The organism is Geobacillus sp. GHH01, assembly GCF_000336445.1.
In the GTDB taxonomy this organism is placed as follows: domain Bacteria; phylum Bacillota; class Bacilli; order Bacillales; family Anoxybacillaceae; genus Geobacillus; species Geobacillus zalihae.
On record NC_020210.1, the window covers coordinates 1,547,222 to 1,562,137 of the forward strand.

A 14,916-nucleotide genomic window follows, 5' to 3' on the forward strand; every position below is an offset into this window, starting at 1 on the left:
GTTACGGTGCGGTTTTTTCCGCGAGCGGAGGGGTGGTAACGACATCGGACAAGTCGCTCTCTTCGTCATAAGAACGATACACGGCTGCTTTGGTCCGCGGAGCATGAAGCGACAACGATAAAATGCGCTCGTTCCCGTTGCGGGCGACTTTTGTTTCCATCCTCAGCGCCGCATCCGCCAGTGTCAGCGAGTAAAAGCGGTACGTCAAACCGAGCCAAGTGCGCTCGGACCGGACGGTGTCCGGATGATGGCGGATCAGCTCCGCCAGCTCGGCAAACGAATGGTTTTCCCGCTGAAGCCATTCGCGAATGGCGGCTGCCGTCTGTTCCAGCAAATGTTTCCATGACGGTGTCATCGACATCATCCTTTTTTACATCCAGCATGCCCATTTTCGCCCTTTGTTATGCGGGCAGGCGGATGGAAAACGTCGTCTTGGCGGCATTGGATGAACAGCGGATGTCTCCGCCGTGGTCTTCAATCACTTTTTTGCAAATGTACAACCCGATGCCGGTTCCGAGTTTTTTCGTCGTAAAAAACGGCTCGAAAATCGTTTCCACAATGTCGGCCGGAATGGACGGACCGTTGTTGGCGATTTCGATGATGGTGCTTCCGTCTTGGCAACGGGCGGCGATGTTGATCCGCCGCGGTTTTTCCCTCTCTTTCAACGCTTCGATCGAGTTGAGCAAAATATTTACCAGCACCTGGCGCAGCTGATCTTTATAGGCAAATATATGTATGGATTCATCGATCGCCACCGAAAGGTCGACATCGCTGTCGACGATCGTGGCGTATAAAAACTCGATAATTTCCTCCAACAGCTGGCAAAGCGAAAACGTTTCCTTTTCGCTTTCAACAATTTCTTTGCGTGAGGCATGCAAAAATTGCGAAATGCGAAATTTCAGCTGCTGCAACTCATGGTCGATAATGTCTAAATAAGGAAGATGCGGATGCTCAAACTTCAATAATTGAATAAAACCAATAATAGCCGTAAGCGGATTGCGAAACTCATGGACAAAACTCGATGACATTTGTCCGAGCAGCGTCAGCTGGTCTTGATGCGATCTGGCAATGAGCGCATTTTTCTCATGCAGCTCCTTTTCTTTTAACTCATTGTATTTGGTGACCGCATGAAACAAAAACTGGTCAAACAACTCGTTCATATGGTCAATGAGCGGGGCGAGCTCATCGACGGACAGCGGTGCGGCCAACGCATGGTTGATGATCAGGCGCCGTCCCAAGTTTACGTTGTAAACAAGGGCGCCGATGCCGGCGTTCATCTCCGCCCGTTCTTTGGCGATTTTGTTCGCCAGCCGTTCAACCATCTCGCCGGGCCGCGACTGCAGCAGCGCCTCTTTGACCAAGGTGAACACCGCCAAGCCGTTTTGTTCGACACAGTCGATATATTTGTCATCGTCGGCAATTTTCATTTGCTGCCGCCAATAGGCGAGGAAGTCCGGCAAATGGGTTTCCAAATGGGTGACAAGCTGCTGTGCGGCAGATGCCAACAAAGCCACCTCGCTTTCTGTCGTTTATTTTTATTATAATTGGGAACATCGAACTAGAACAGAGGGAAAATGGCTGCATATCCGAGAAAACTAGTTTCCTTCCGCGAAAAAGGCGGGTGGTTTGAACAAAAACGGAAAAATCATTTATAATGAATGGGACGAACAAATATTTTGCAAAAGGTTGGGGACGATCGTGAAATTGTATGACTCGATTTTAGATTTGATCGGTGGCACGCCGATCGTGAAGCTCAACCGTCTCCCGGATCGGGAGGGAGCGGACGTATATATAAAACTCGAATCGTTCAACCCAGGCGGCAGCGTCAAAGATCGGCCGGCTTGGGAAATGATCCGCCGGGCAGAGGCGGAAGGGAAAATTACGCCTGGAAAAAGCACGATCATCGAACCGACGTCCGGCAACACCGGCATCGGGTTGGCCATGGTGTGCGCCGCCCGCGGGTATCGCTGCATCATCACGATGCCCGACAATGCGACGGTGGAGCGGGTGAAAATTTTAAAGGCGTACGGAGCCGAAGTTTATTTGACGCCGGCGGAGAAGCGGATGCAAGGGGCAATTGATGAAGCGAACCGGCTGGCTGGCGAAATCCCTGACAGCTTCATTCCGATGCAGTTTGAAAATTCGGCCAATCCGGATGCGCATCGCCATACAACGGCGGTGGAAATTTACGAGGCGTTTGATGGGCGGCTCGATGCGTTCGTGCTCACCGCCGGCACCGGCGGGACGGTGACGGGAACAGGGGAGGAACTGAAAAAGCGCATCCCAAATTTGCGCATTTACGTCGTTGAACCGTACGGTTCGCCGGTGTTGTCGGGCGGGAAGCCGGGGCCGCACAAAATTCCCGGCACGGGTCCGGGGTTTATCCCGAAAATTTTAAACCGCTCGATTTACGATGACATTTTTTTGATCAAAGATGAGGATGCCCAGCAAATGGCGCGCCAACTGGCGGCCAAGGAAGGCATTTTGGTCGGCGCCTCAGCGGCGGCGAGCGCTTATTACGCCATCAAAGTGGCAAAACAGCTCCCGAAAGGCGCACGCGTCCTTTGCATGGCGCCCGATTCCGGCGAGCGGTATTTGTCATCCGATTTATTCGCCGATTAAGCGGACGTCGATCGACGAAAAAAGCGAGGATTTCTTGCCTTTCATTGGGAAGTGAAGCATTCCTCTCTGCAAAACAAAGAGGAATGCTTTTGTTTGATCGTTTGCCGGTGTGGAGAACAAAAAAACCGACCGGTCGTTCTTGATGAAGGATAACAATCGGCTTTCTTTCTGGTTCCTTGGCGCATGCGTTGAGCGCCTCAGCGGGGAGTGCGGTGAATCGTTGCTGTTCTTTTGGCAGATCGAACGAGCGCAGCGCTGCGTCATGGTCGGAATGATAAAAACAGTGACGGATTTCATGAACCATTTCGAATTCCTCCATTTTTGATAAATCAGACAATATGATACCAATAACCCTTTTTGTTTTTTCATATTTTTCCTCTTGTTGGCACGGTCTCATCGCTGTGTGTTGACTATAGATTGACGATGGACGGCTGAAGGCTTTCGCTATGTGCATGAGGGAGAGCACAGAGAATGGTTGATTCGGTGAAAGTCGTTGTGAAAGGAAGAGAGAAGGTGTTCGCTTGGCCTCGAAAAGACAAGAGAAGTGGAACAACATGGCGCGCATCGCGTTGACGCTGGTGATTGGGGCGCTCGGCGGCTTTATTTTCGCCTTGTTCCGCATTCCACTCCATTGGATGCTCGGCCCAGCCGCCGCGTTGCTTTTGGTCGGCCGTTTTTGGAAGGGAGCGTTGTATTGGCCGGTCGGCATTCGCAACGCTGCGCTTATTCCGATCGGCTATACGCTAGGGGCATCGATGACGGCAGGAACGCTTGTGGAGATGGGCCGGCAATTGCCGGTGATGTTGCTGGCGACGGTGTTGATTTTGCTGTTTAGCTTCCTTGTTTCTTGCCTTGTCGCGAGATGGACAAAGATTCCGCTCCGTTCAGTCGTCACCGGCAGCATCCCCGGCGGATTGTCGCAAATGCTTGTGTTGGGCGAAGAGCTCGACGGTGTCGATGCCACGATTGTCACGTTTTTTCAAGTCATGCGCCTGATGGGCGTTGTATTTCTCGTTCCCCTCATCGCCTTAAGCCCGTTCTTTTCCGGCGGCGCTGAGGCAGGGACGGGCGCAGAAAGCGGACAAGAGGCGCATTGGAGCGTTGGTCTTGTTTGGCTGTATGTGATCGTCACAGTCGCCGGCGCGATCATCGGAAGACGCATCAAACTGCCGACTGCCTATTTGCTCGGCCCGATCATCGGAACAGCGGCTCTGGTCATGGCCGGGGTGCCGGCGCCGCCTTTGCCTGCTCCTTTGTTGGATATCGCGCAAATCGCGATGGGGGCTTACCTAGGCGTCATGCTGAAACCGGCCCGCATCGCGGAAAAAGGAAGAGCGGTGCTGGCCGCGATGGCCACCGGCCTTGCGCTCATTTTGTTTTCCATGGCTTCCGCATTTGTCTTAACGGTTTTGCATGGCGTGCCGTATTTGACAGCGTTCATCGCTTTGGCGCCGGGGGGTATGGATCAAATGGGGATTTTGGCGCGGGAAGCGCATGCCGATCTTGCTGTTGTGACAAGTTATCAAATGTTCCGCATTTTTTTCATTTTGCTTGTCGTTCCGCCGGTGCTGAAAAAATGGTTTGCCGCCCGCTGGTTTCGATCGATTGAACGATGGGTCATGCCGTCTGCGTCAATCCAAAAGAAAGGGCTGTGACAAGAAACAAATATATGCTAAACTAGAAAGAAAAAGGAGGGGGTTGCCATGAACCATTCGACCGTTTATCGTCCGCACAGCCCGGTGGCGAAGTTGGCGGTTTCCTTTTTAGCGGCGCTGGCCGTCGCGACGGCGGGGCTGTATGCCGGGCAATGGGTGCCGGCTGGCCTGTATTTGCCCCTTTACGGGCTTGAACTTGTGCTGCTGTTGGTCATGATGTTCGCCCGCGTGAAAAAAGCTGTCGGCTATCCGCTTATGTTTGCGTTTATGTTTGTCTCGGGGGCGACGCTCTATCCGCTCATCGGCTATTACTTGTCCGTCATCGGCGCGGCGGCGGTGTTCAAAGCGTTTGCGCTGGCCGTTGTATCGTTTTCCGGCGTTGCCATTTACGCAGCGAGAACGAAAGAAGATTTTTCGTTCCTCGGCGGGTTTTTGATGCTGGGCGCGTTTGCGCTCCTTGGCTTGCTGATCATCCAATGGTTCATCCCATTCTCAAGCGTAGGGCAAATGGGCATCGCCGCTTTGGGGATTCTGATTTTCCTTGGCTTTACGATTTACGACATCAACCGTTTGGCCCGCTATGGCTTTACGGAAGCGGACATCCCGATGATTGTGGTCAATATTTACCTTGATTTCATCAACTTGTTTGTCTACATTTTGCGTTTTTTCGCCAGCGATGAGGATTGAGTGCCAAAAAGGGCTGCCAAAAGGAGCAGCCCTTTTTCTATGACGATGGCACAGATCAAAGCGGCAAGTCGAAATGGTGCGGCTGTTTTTTTACGGCATTAAAGGTGAAACGCGGTGAGGCAGGAATCGGCAAATGGTGGGGCGAATAAAAGAAAGAAATGGAGAAGAAAGGGGCCTCATGATGAAGTTTGCCGTCAATGTTTCGACGATTTTCACGGAAGCGCCGTTTCTTGCCCGGTTTGCCAAGGCGAAGCAGCACGGGTTTTCGCACGTTGAATGCCAGTTTCCGTACTCGGTGGCTCCTGAGGCGATTGCTGATGAACTCGAGCAGCTTGAGCTGTCGCTTGTTTTGCTGAATTTGCCCGCTGGCGATTGGGAAAAGGGGGAGCGCGGGCTCGCCATTTTTTCTGACCGTCATGATGAATTCCGGCGTGCACTGGAGGAAGGAGTGCGTTATGCGCTCGCGCTCGGTGTACCGAATCTTCATTGCATGGCCGGAGTGTTGCCAAGGGACTTGCCGCGCGAGCGGGCGAAGGAGACGTATATGCGCCGCATTGACGAAGCGGCTGCAACGCTTGCTGTTCATGGTTTGACGCTGACGATTGAACCGATCAATCCGTTCGATATGCCCGGCTACTTTTTAACCGATATTGAGGAAGCGGCGGCGATCATCCGCGATCTCGGCCGGACGAATGTGAAATTGCAATATGACGTCTATCATATGGCTCGGCTCGGACGCAATGTGACAGCGATGTTTGCCGACTACGCACCGCTCATCGCGCATGTGCAATTCGCTGATGCCCCCGGGCGGCATGAGCCGGGGACGGGAGAGCTTCCGTATCGCGAGATTTTCGCATTTTTGCAAGAGCACGGCTACAATGGAGCGATTGGACTTGAGTACATTCCATCAGGGAAAAGCAGCGAAAGTTTTGTCTGGTATGAGGAATACCGCGGAATGAAAGGGGGAGGCGGACGATGACACGCGTCGGCTTTATCGGATTGGGCGTGATGGGCTCGCGCATGGCTAGACGGCTGCTTGAAGCGGGATTCAATGTCACGGTGTACAACCGTACGACAGAAAAAGCGGTTCCGCTTGTCAACCTTGGCGCCCGACAGGCGGCGACAGTGGCAGAGCTGGCTGGCGAGGCGGATATCATTTGCACGTGCTTATCGATGCCGGATGATGTCATCGAGGTGTATACAGGTGAAGGCGGCGTCCTTAGCGCGGCCCATCCGGGGACGATTTGCCTTGATTTTACAACCGTCGGTCCGAAAACAAGCCGGTTTGTCGCTCGGCGCGCCGATGAGCACGGCGTCGCCTATTTGGACGCGCCGGTAAGCGGCGGGCCGGAAGGGGCGGAGCAAGGGGCGCTGACGATCATGGTCGGCGGGGCGAAAGAAGCATGGGAGCGGGTGCGTCCGTTGCTTCGGGTGTTAGGAAAAACGGTTGAATATTTAGGAGAAAGCGGCGCCGGCAGCGCGGCAAAAGCGATCAACCAGTACTTGGTCGCCGTCCATTCGGTCGCCGCGGCGGAAGCGATGGTCGCTGGCGTCGCTTATGGGCTTCATGCCGGGAAGCTGTATCGGCTGTTAAAAGAAAGCTATGGAGACAGCCGGATGTTGCGCCGCCATATGGAGCAGTTCGTGTTGCCGCGTCGATTCACTCCTGGCGGGGCGGTCAAGTATGTACATAAAGATGTGCGCTTGGCGAACGAGTTGATGGATGAAATCGGCCTTGGCCGCCGACTCGGCATTCAAGCAGAAGAAGCGTTTGCCGCAGCGATCGCCGCAGGCCTTGCCGACTTGGATATGGCCGCGGTCATTCAGCCGCTCGAGCAGCGGGTCGGAGTGGTGGTGGAAGAGACGGAATGAACAAAATGATCCCTAAATTCAAAAAATTCATTGAAAAAATGGATGAGCGATGGTTTAATAGAAGTAGCAGGAGGGCTGGCCCCAAAGGTTGTTTTGGGCTAAATCACTTGTATATATGACGGTGATCGGAAAAGGTGTCCCGATTCTTTTGGGACACCCTCCGCCTGATAAAGAAAACGGTTCGAGCGGCTCGCTTTTTTTTACTGATAAAAAGAAACGATGTTTCTTATTACGAAACGGAGGAGGGCGCTCATGCTTTCATTGACATGGATTGAGGAGCTGCAGGCGTTTTTGCATCCAGAACAGATCAAACGGAATGAATCGTTCCACCCCCTCGGCAATGATGGGGCGGTGGCCGTCTATCCGCGAACAGAGGAAGAAATCGCTGCGGTGCTCCGCTATGCCGACCGCCATGGCAAAAAAGTCGTCATCGCTGGACGCGGCACAAAACGGGGGTTTGGCGGGCAGCGGGAACAGGCGGACATCTTGCTGTCGTTGGAACACTATGCCGGCATTGTCGAACATGCGGCCGCCGATATGACGGTCACTGTCAAAGCCGGAACGGTGTTTGGTGATTTGCAGCGCGCGCTCGCTCCGCATCGGCAAAAGGTCGCCTTGGACCCGTTTTGGCCGGAGGAAGCGACGATCGGAGGGGTCATTGCCGCGAACGATAGCGGTCCGAAGCGGCTCGGCTATGGGGCAGCGCGCGATTCGGTCATCGGGTTGCGCGTCGTCTATCCGAACGGGACCGTCATTCGTTCCGGAGGCAAAGTGGTAAAAAATGTCGCCGGCTACGATATGAATAAGTTGTTCATTGGGGCGATGGGGACGCTCGGGGTGCTGAGCGAGATTACGCTCAAGCTTCGACCGCTCGCGAAATATGAAAGCGTTGTGTTGCTGTCGTTCCCAAGCGGCGATCTTCATGACATTCGCTCGTTTGCCGTTTCGTTCCTTGATACAATGATGGAGCCGATTTGTTTTGAACTGCTCAACCCGGCGCTTTCCGAGCGGCTGACGGGACGGCCGGTTTATACGCTTGTGATCGGGTTTGAAGATGTGGAAAACGCCGTCCATTACCAAGAGCATTGGGTTGAACGACTGCGGCCGAAAGCGGTGGAAATGTCCATTTTAGCCGGCGAAGAGACGGCGGCGTTTTGGCGGACGTTTTACACGATGGCACCGAACGGGCGTCTGGAGCAGGCGGAAAACGGTGTTGAAGCGGCAGTGAAAATCGGGGTTGTCAACTTGGATGTACTCTCCATCTTGCGTGAAAGCGTTTTAATCGCTGACCGTTGCCATGTCCGCATCGAGGCGCACGGCGGATTGGGCCACGGGCTTTGTCAGGCGTATATGCACGGCGGCGAAGAGGGAGTGTTGACCGCAATCGAGGAGCTGCGCCAAACGGCGGTTCGCCTTGGCGGCTACGCGATTGTGAAACATTTGCCGCTTTCGCTGCGCCAGCGCGTCGACGTCTGGGGCGGAAAGCCGTCGTACTTTTTCTTGCTCGAAGGCATTAAGCGGAAAATCGATCCGAACAAAACGGTCAACGATCAACGCTTTATTGGGGGGATTTAATGATGAGCACGATGACCAATGAACGGGCGGACAGCCCGGCGTGTGCGACCGCGAGTCTTGGCAACTATCGTTTTCACGATTTGCCGGACCCGAGCAAGTGGGCTGATTGCGTTCATTGCGGCATGTGTTTAGAATCATGCCCGACGTACGAACAGACGGGTGAAGAACAGCACTCTCCGCGCGGCCGCGTTCATTTGATGAAGTCGGTCGGCGAAGGGAAGCTTGAGTTGACGCCTGATTTGCTCGATCCGATTTTTACGTGCTTGGATTGCCGTGCATGCACGACGGCTTGCCCGGCCGATGTCGATGTCGGTGGGCTCATTGAACAAGTGCGCGGCCAGCTCCGCCAGGCGGTTCCGCTCACCGGTTGGAAGGCGCTTGTCAGCGACGTTTTCTTAAAAGGCATTTTTCCGCATCCGTCGCGCCTCGATTGGCTCGGCCGCCTGCTGAAATGGTACCAAAAAAGCGGCTTGCAGACGGTGGCGCGCAAAACCGGACTGCTGCGTGTCATGCCCGATCACTTGGCTGAGATGGAGGCGATTTTGCCAGCGGTCGGTACGCCGGTTCGGAGAAAGTATAAACATCAGCCGCTCATTAAGGCGAAGGGGGAAACAAAGCGAACCGTCGCGATTTTGACCGGATGCGTCATGGATGTTATGTTTAGTGATATTAACGAAGCGACGATCCGTGTATTGACCCATAACGGCAACGATGTCGTCATCGTCCCGAACCAGACGTGCTGCGGGGCGCTTCACGTTCACGCCGGCGACCGCGAAACCGGCCGGAAGCTCGCCAAGCAAAATATTGAGGCGTTTCAACATGTCGACCATGTCATCGTTAACGCCGCCGGCTGCGGCTGCATGTTGAAAGAATATCCGGAACTGTTCCGCCATGACCCGGAATGGCATGAAAAGGCGGAGCAATTTGCCGCCAAAGTTGAGGATGTGTCCAAATTTTTGCATGACACGGGCTTCAAACCACCGAAAGCGGAATTGAACGTGCGCCTCACCTACCATGATGCGTGCCATTTGGCCCATGGCCAGGGCATCCGCCAAGAGCCGCGCGCTTTGATTGAAAGCATTCCGGGGGTGGAAATGGTCGCCATGCCAAACGCCGATCGTTGCTGCGGCAGCGCCGGCATTTACAACCTCACCCATCCGGAGATGGCACAAGCGGTGCTTGAGAGCAAAATGCAACACGTGCCGCAAGAGGTGGAGCTGATCTCGATGGGCAATCCAGGTTGCATGCTGCAAATGGCGCTTGGCGTCATGAAACATGGACGAAACCAAAAAATCGTCCATACGGTGCAGCTGCTCGATTGGGCGTACCAAAAAGAAGAAGGGAAGGACGTGCGCATATGAGAAAACGGCCGATTGCAACGAACGACCCGCACATCCAAGCGCTCGCCCGCATCGTTGGGGAACAGGCGATTTTATACCGGAAAGAAGATTTAATGGCGTATGACTGCGACGGCTTCACCGTCCACCGCCATTTGCCAAGGGCGGTTGTATTTCCAAACAGCACGGAGCAAGTGGCGGCGGTCGTCAAATACTGCCATGAGCATGATCTTCCGTTTCTCGCCCGCGGCGCCGGCACGGGGTTAAGCGGCGGGGCGATTCCGCTAAACGGCGAAGTCGTCATCAGCCTAACGCGGATGAAGCGGCTGTTGCACGTCGATCTCGAAAACCGGCGCGCCGTCGTCGAGCCGGGGTTTGTCAACTTGAAGTTGACGAACTCGGTCGCCCACCGCGGCTATTACTATGCGCCCGACCCGTCAAGCCAATATTGCTGCACGATCGGCGGCAACGTCGCTGAAAACGCTGGCGGCGCCCACTGCTTAAAATACGGAGTGACGACGAACCATATTTTAGGGCTTGAAGTCGTCTTGCCGAACGGCGAAGTGATTGAAATCGGCGGAAACGGCGTTCCCGATCCGCCAGGCTACGATTTGCTCGGGCTGCTGACCGGGTCGGAAGGGACGCTTGGCATCGTGACAAAAATCACCGTCCGTTTGTTGAAAAATCCCGAGGCCAAACAGACGGTGCTCGCCTATTTTGACGAAGTGGAAGATGCGAGCCAGACCGTTTCCGACATCATTTCCGCTGGAATCGTGCCGGCGGCGCTCGAGATGATGGACCAAACGGCCATCGAGGCGGTCGAAGCGGCCGCGTTTCCGGTCGGGCATCCGAAAGACATCGCCGCGCTGTTGCTCATTGAAGTGGATGGCATTTCCGCCGGGATCGACGAACAAATCAACGATATTTTAACGATTTGCCGCCGCCATCATGTGCGCGAAGTGAAAGTCGCCCAGTCAGAGGAAGAACGGGCCCGCTGGTGGGCGAACCGGAAAACCGGCTTTGGCGCCATGGGGGCGATTTCGCCTGACTATTTAGTGCAAGATGGCGTCATTCCGCGCAGCCGTCTGCCGGAAGTGCTGCGGGAAATCGCCGATATCAGCCGCAAGTATGGACTGAGAATCGCAAACATTTTCCACGCCGGCGACGGCAATTTGCACCCGCTTGTGCTGTTTGATGCGAGCAAGCCTGGGGAGACGGAGCGGGCGCTTGCCGCCGGAAGCGAATGCCTCAAGGCGTGCGCGGCGGTCGGCGGATCAATTACAGGGGAACATGGCGTTGGCATTGAGAAAAAAGAAGAGATGCGCTTCATTTTCACTGATGAGGAAATTTTGGCGCAAACGGCAATCCGCGACGTGTTTAACCCGAAAAACTTGCTCAACGCCGGCAAGCTGTTCCCGACGCCGGGGCGTTGTGTAGAGACAAAGACGCCGTCGACAGTGAAATGAAAATTTTTTGAAAACGATTGCCAGTCATTTCGTTTCATGGTATCATCTTTTTAGAGAAATTGAGAAACGATGTTTCGTAATAAGAAACAAGAGAGGGGAAGAGAATAATGGGCGAATACGTACAAAAAGGGAACATCCAAGTCGCCAAAGTGTTGTACGACTTTGTCAACGAGGAGCTTCTGCCGAACAGCGGGTTGGATCAAGACAAGTTTTGGAGCGATTTCGGCGCGCTCATTTCCGACTTGACGCCGCGCAACAAAGAATTGCTCGCCCGCCGCGACGAAATTCAAGAAAAATTGAATGAGTGGCATAAAGCGCATCGCGGCCGCTTTGATTTTAACGAATATAAAGCATTTTTGACAGACATCGGCTATTTGGAGCCGGAAGTCGAGGACTTTGAGATTACGACCGACAATGTCGATGATGAAATTGCCGTGCAAGCCGGGCCGCAGCTCGTCGTTCCGTTGACGAACGCCCGCTATGCATTAAACGCTGCCAACGCCCGTTGGGGCAGCCTGTACGACGCGCTGTACGGCACCGATGCCATCAGCGAAGAAGACGGCGCCGAGCGCGGTTCGTCGTACAACCCGGTGCGCGGGGCGAAAGTCATCGCCTACGGGCGGCAGTTTTTAGATGAAGCGGTGCCGCTGGCGCAATATTCCCATAAAGACGCTGTCCAGTACGCCATTGTTGATGGCCAGCTTGTCGTGACGACAGAAGGCGGGGCGACGACGGGGCTGAAAGAGCCGGAAAAATTCGTCGGCTTCCAAGGCGACCCGCAACATCCGACAGCGGTGTTGCTGAAGAACAATGGCCTTCACATTGAAATTCAAATCGACCGCGAGCATGCGGTCGGAAAAACGGATCAAGCCGGGGTCAAAGACATTGTCCTAGAAGCGGCCGTGACAACGATCATGGACGGTGAAGATTCGGTGGCGGCCGTTGACGCCGAAGACAAAGTGCTCGTTTACCGCAACTTGTTTGGTCTCGTTAAAGGCGATTTGACAGCGACATTTGAGAAAAACGGCAAAATCATGACGCGCTCCCTGAACCCGGATCGCGTATACAAAACGCCGGATGGCGGGGAGCTCGTGCTGCCGGGCCGTTCGCTCATGTTCGTGCGCAACGTCGGGCACTTAATGACGAACAACGCGATCTTGCATGCGAATGGCGAGGAAGTGCATGAAGGGATCATGGACGCCGTCATTACAAGCTTGATTATGAAACATTCGCTCATCGGCAATACACGCTACTTGAATTCGCGCAAAGGTTCCATCTACATCGTCAAGCCGAAAATGCACGGATCGGCGGAAGTGGCGTTTGCCAACGAGCTGTTTGACCGTGTCGAAGATATGCTCGGCCTTGAGCGGAATACGATTAAAATCGGCGTGATGGACGAGGAGCGCCGCACGTCGCTCAACTTGAAAAACTGCATCTACCAAGTGCGCGACCGCATCATTTTTATCAACACCGGCTTCCTCGATCGGACCGGAGACGAAATTCATACGTCGATGGAAGCGGGGCCGATGCTGCGCAAAAACGAGATGAAATCATCGACTTGGCTGCAGGCGTATGAAAAATCGAACGTCGCCGTTGGGCTTGCCGCCGGCTTCCGCGGCCGGGCGCAAATCGGCAAAGGAATGTGGGCGATGCCGGATTTGATGGCAGAAATGCTGAAGCAAAAAGGAGCGCAGCTCAAAGCAGGCGCCAATACGGCATGGGTGCCGTCGCCGACGGCGGCTACGCTCCATGCGCTTCATTACCATCAAGTGAACGTCTCCGCTGTGCAAAGCGAACTGGCGAACGATCGGAACGATTATCGCGACGACATGTTGCAAATCCCGGTCGTTGACCATCCGCAATGGACAGCGGAAGAGATTCAAGAAGAGCTCGACAACAACTGCCAAAGCATTTTAGGCTATGTCGTCCGCTGGATCGACCAAGGGATCGGCTGCTCGAAAGTGCCGGACATTCACAACGTCGGACTGATGGAAGACCGGGCGACGCTTCGCATCTCGAGCCAAATTCTCGCCAACTGGCTCCATCATGGCATTTGCACGAAAGAGCAAGTGCTTGAGACGCTCAAGCGGATGGCGAAAGTCGTCGACGAACAAAACGTCGGCGATCCGAACTATCGTCCGATGGCGCTGAATTACGATGATTCGGTGGCGTTCCAAGCGGCGTGCGATCTCATTTTCCGCGGCTATGAACAGCCAAACGGCTATACCGAGCCGATTTTGCACCGCCGCCGTCAAGAAGCAAAAGCGAAATTTGCCGCCATTCAGCAATAAACGCCAAAAGTTGTATAAGGAACAAGGGATGGATGACCTTGTTCCTTCCTATCTATTTTGATCAGAAAATTAAGAAAATAAATAGAGAAAGGAGGCAGCTCCTAGTTACTATTGGCCGGTTGTCAAACGCAAAGCAGCACAAAAGGCGGTACAAGGGGATGGGGAAGGCTAGTAGCTAGGGATCAGTGATGGAACATTTGCGAGAACGAGCGTTGCTTGTCCATCGGCAGGCAAGAGGAAAGCTGTCAGTTGAAGTGAAAGTGCCGGTCGTGAATGCCAATGATTTAAGTCTCATTTATTCGCCGGGAGTGGCTGAACCGTGCAAAGAAATTTACGTCGACCAAGACGAAATGTACAACTATACAGTGAAGGGAAATTTTGTCGCCGTCGTCTCGAATGGCACGGCGGTGCTTGGGCTTGGCAACATTGGCGCGCGGGCGGCGCTTCCGGTCATGGAAGGGAAAGCCGCCTTGTTCAAAGCGTTCGCCGGGATCGATGCCGTGCCGCTTTGCCTCGATACGGAAGATCCGGAACAAATCATTCAAACGGTCAAGTTGCTGGAACCGGCGTTTGGGGGCATCAATTTGGAAGATATCGCCGCCCCCGCCTGCTTTGTCATTGAAGAGCGTCTTCGCCAAGAGATGGCGATCCCGGTGTTTCATGATGATCAGCATGGCACGGCGATTGTCGTGGCCGCTGGGCTGACGAACGCCTTGAAAGTGGTTGGCAAACAGCTTGCCGATTGCCGGGTTGTCATCAACGGCGCCGGCGCTGCCGGGGTGGCGATCGCCAAATTGCTGCTGTCGATCGGAGTCGGCGAACTGATCGTTTGCGACACAAAAGGAGCGATTTATGAAGGGCGCTCGCATGGGATGAACGCTATCAAGGAAGAAATCGCCCGGCAAACGAATCACCGCCGTATCTCCGGGACGCTTGCGGACGTCATTCAAGGCGCGGATGTGTTTATCGGTGTCTCGGTTGCTGGGGCGTTGACGCCGGCGATGGTTCGGACGATGAACCGCGGGGCGGTCGTATTCGCCTTGGCCAATCCGGTGCCTGAGATCATGCCGGATGAGGCAAAAGCCGCCGGCGCCGCCGTGGTCGCGACCGGCCGGTCGGATTTGCCGAACCAAGTGAACAACGTGTTGGCGTTCCCTGGCATTTTCCGCGGCGCGCTCGATGTGCGGGCGACGCAAATTAATGAGGCGATGAAAATTGCCGCTGCCGAAGCCATCGCCGGGCTCATCCAGCCGGAAGAGCTGACGGAAGAGTATGTCATCCCGAACCCGTTTGACCGGCGCGTCGTCGAGGCCGTCGCTTCCGCCGTCGCCCGTGCCGCCATGGAGACCGGGGTGGCTCGAGTCAAGGAAAAAGTTGAGGAACAAAATCGTGTCAGAGAGGGGTAGCCATC

General features: G+C 54.6%; 13 protein-coding genes. 10 read left to right on the forward strand and 3 right to left on the reverse strand.

What is annotated here, in order from left to right:
• Nucleotide 1: 1 nt before the first annotated feature.
• Together GHH_RS07620 and GHH_RS07625 are read right to left on the reverse strand one after the other, a co-directional pair.
• Nucleotides 2–355, reverse strand: a complete 354-nt coding sequence (locus GHH_RS07620; protein WP_015374706.1) for a hypothetical protein — start codon at nucleotides 353–355, stop codon at nucleotides 2–4.
• Nucleotides 356–401: 46 nt separating this feature from the next.
• Nucleotides 402–1,505, reverse strand: coding sequence for a histidine kinase N-terminal domain-containing protein (locus GHH_RS07625; RefSeq protein WP_015374707.1), 1,104 nt, complete (start codon nucleotides 1,503–1,505; stop codon nucleotides 402–404).
• 193 nt (nucleotides 1,506–1,698) lie between these two features.
• Here GHH_RS07625 and cysK point away from each other — a divergent pair, with 193 nt between their 5' ends.
• Entirely contained in the window at nucleotides 1,699–2,622 is a 924-nt protein-coding gene (gene cysK, locus GHH_RS07630; RefSeq protein ID WP_033009303.1) for a cysteine synthase A, read from the forward strand.
• Here cysK and GHH_RS19315 read toward each other — a convergent pair.
• Nucleotides 2,608–2,991, reverse strand: a complete 384-nt coding sequence (locus GHH_RS19315; RefSeq protein ID WP_015374709.1) for a hypothetical protein — start codon at nucleotides 2,989–2,991, stop codon at nucleotides 2,608–2,610. The two genes, cysK and GHH_RS19315, sit on opposite strands and share 15 nt — an antisense overlap.
• A gap of 152 nt (nucleotides 2,992–3,143) precedes the next feature.
• On the opposite strand from GHH_RS19315, the gene GHH_RS07640 reads away from it, so the two are divergent.
• From GHH_RS07640 to GHH_RS07680, 9 genes are all read left to right on the forward strand, one after another.
• Complete coding sequence (locus tag GHH_RS07640; protein ID WP_015374710.1) at nucleotides 3,144–4,277, forward strand: AbrB family transcriptional regulator; 1,134 nt, start codon at nucleotides 3,144–3,146, stop codon at nucleotides 4,275–4,277.
• Nucleotides 4,278–4,325: 48 nt separating this feature from the next.
• On the forward strand, nucleotides 4,326–4,964 hold the full coding sequence (locus GHH_RS07645) for a Bax inhibitor-1/YccA family protein (RefSeq protein ID WP_015374711.1): 639 nt from the start codon (nucleotides 4,326–4,328) through the stop codon (nucleotides 4,962–4,964).
• A gap of 181 nt (nucleotides 4,965–5,145) precedes the next feature.
• Nucleotides 5,146–5,943 carry a hydroxypyruvate isomerase gene (gene hyi, locus GHH_RS07650; protein WP_081601528.1) on the forward strand — a complete coding sequence of 266 codons (798 nt, stop codon included), beginning with the start codon at nucleotides 5,146–5,148 and terminating at the stop codon, nucleotides 5,941–5,943.
• Nucleotides 5,940–6,836 carry an NAD(P)-dependent oxidoreductase gene (locus GHH_RS07655; protein WP_011231025.1) on the forward strand — a complete coding sequence of 299 codons (897 nt, stop codon included), beginning with the start codon at nucleotides 5,940–5,942 and terminating at the stop codon, nucleotides 6,834–6,836. Before hyi ends, GHH_RS07655 begins: the two co-directional genes overlap by 4 nt.
• A gap of 252 nt (nucleotides 6,837–7,088) precedes the next feature.
• On the forward strand, nucleotides 7,089–8,411 hold the full coding sequence (locus GHH_RS07660; protein WP_015374713.1) for an FAD-binding oxidoreductase: 1,323 nt from the start codon (nucleotides 7,089–7,091) through the stop codon (nucleotides 8,409–8,411).
• Nucleotides 8,411–9,772: a (Fe-S)-binding protein gene (locus tag GHH_RS07665; RefSeq protein ID WP_014195676.1), complete on the forward strand. Its 1,362-nt coding sequence runs from the start codon at nucleotides 8,411–8,413 to the stop codon at nucleotides 9,770–9,772. The genes GHH_RS07660 and GHH_RS07665 overlap by 1 nt, the downstream gene beginning before the upstream one ends.
• Nucleotides 9,769–11,214, forward strand: a complete 1,446-nt coding sequence (locus GHH_RS07670; RefSeq protein ID WP_013145472.1) for an FAD-linked oxidase C-terminal domain-containing protein — start codon at nucleotides 9,769–9,771, stop codon at nucleotides 11,212–11,214. The genes GHH_RS07665 and GHH_RS07670 overlap by 4 nt, the downstream gene beginning before the upstream one ends.
• Nucleotides 11,215–11,321: 107 nt before the next feature.
• Nucleotides 11,322–13,505 carry a malate synthase G gene (locus GHH_RS07675; RefSeq protein ID WP_015374714.1) on the forward strand — a complete coding sequence of 728 codons (2,184 nt, stop codon included), beginning with the start codon at nucleotides 11,322–11,324 and terminating at the stop codon, nucleotides 13,503–13,505.
• A 188-nt stretch (nucleotides 13,506–13,693) separates the two neighbouring features.
• The gene (locus GHH_RS07680) at nucleotides 13,694–14,911 is read left to right on the forward strand and encodes an NADP-dependent malic enzyme (RefSeq protein WP_011231030.1); all 1,218 of its coding nucleotides are present in this window, start codon (nucleotides 13,694–13,696) and stop codon (nucleotides 14,909–14,911) included.
• Nucleotides 14,912–14,916: the final 5 nt, after the last annotated feature.

What these genes read in the sequence shown, in the direction of transcription:
- GHH_RS07620 (WP_015374706.1), bottom strand. Translation starts at nt 355, where the DNA reads ATGACACCGTCATGGAAACATTTGCTGGAACAGACGGCAGCCGCCATT.
- GHH_RS19315 (WP_015374709.1), bottom strand. Translation starts at nt 2,991, where the DNA reads ATGAAAAAACAAAAAGGGTTATTGGTATCATATTGTCTGATTTATCAA.
- hyi (WP_081601528.1), top strand. Translation starts at nt 5,146, where the DNA reads ATGAAGTTTGCCGTCAATGTTTCGACGATTTTCACGGAAGCGCCGTTT.
- GHH_RS07660 (WP_015374713.1), top strand. Translation starts at nt 7,089, where the DNA reads ATGCTTTCATTGACATGGATTGAGGAGCTGCAGGCGTTTTTGCATCCA.
- GHH_RS07675 (WP_015374714.1), top strand. Translation starts at nt 11,322, where the DNA reads ATGGGCGAATACGTACAAAAAGGGAACATCCAAGTCGCCAAAGTGTTG.
- GHH_RS07665 (WP_014195676.1), top strand. Translation starts at nt 8,411, where the DNA reads ATGATGAGCACGATGACCAATGAACGGGCGGACAGCCCGGCGTGTGCG.
- GHH_RS07645 (WP_015374711.1), top strand. Translation starts at nt 4,326, where the DNA reads ATGAACCATTCGACCGTTTATCGTCCGCACAGCCCGGTGGCGAAGTTG.
- GHH_RS07670 (WP_013145472.1), top strand. Translation starts at nt 9,769, where the DNA reads ATGAGAAAACGGCCGATTGCAACGAACGACCCGCACATCCAAGCGCTC.
- GHH_RS07680 (WP_011231030.1), top strand. Translation starts at nt 13,694, where the DNA reads ATGGAACATTTGCGAGAACGAGCGTTGCTTGTCCATCGGCAGGCAAGA.
- GHH_RS07655 (WP_011231025.1), top strand. Translation starts at nt 5,940, where the DNA reads ATGACACGCGTCGGCTTTATCGGATTGGGCGTGATGGGCTCGCGCATG.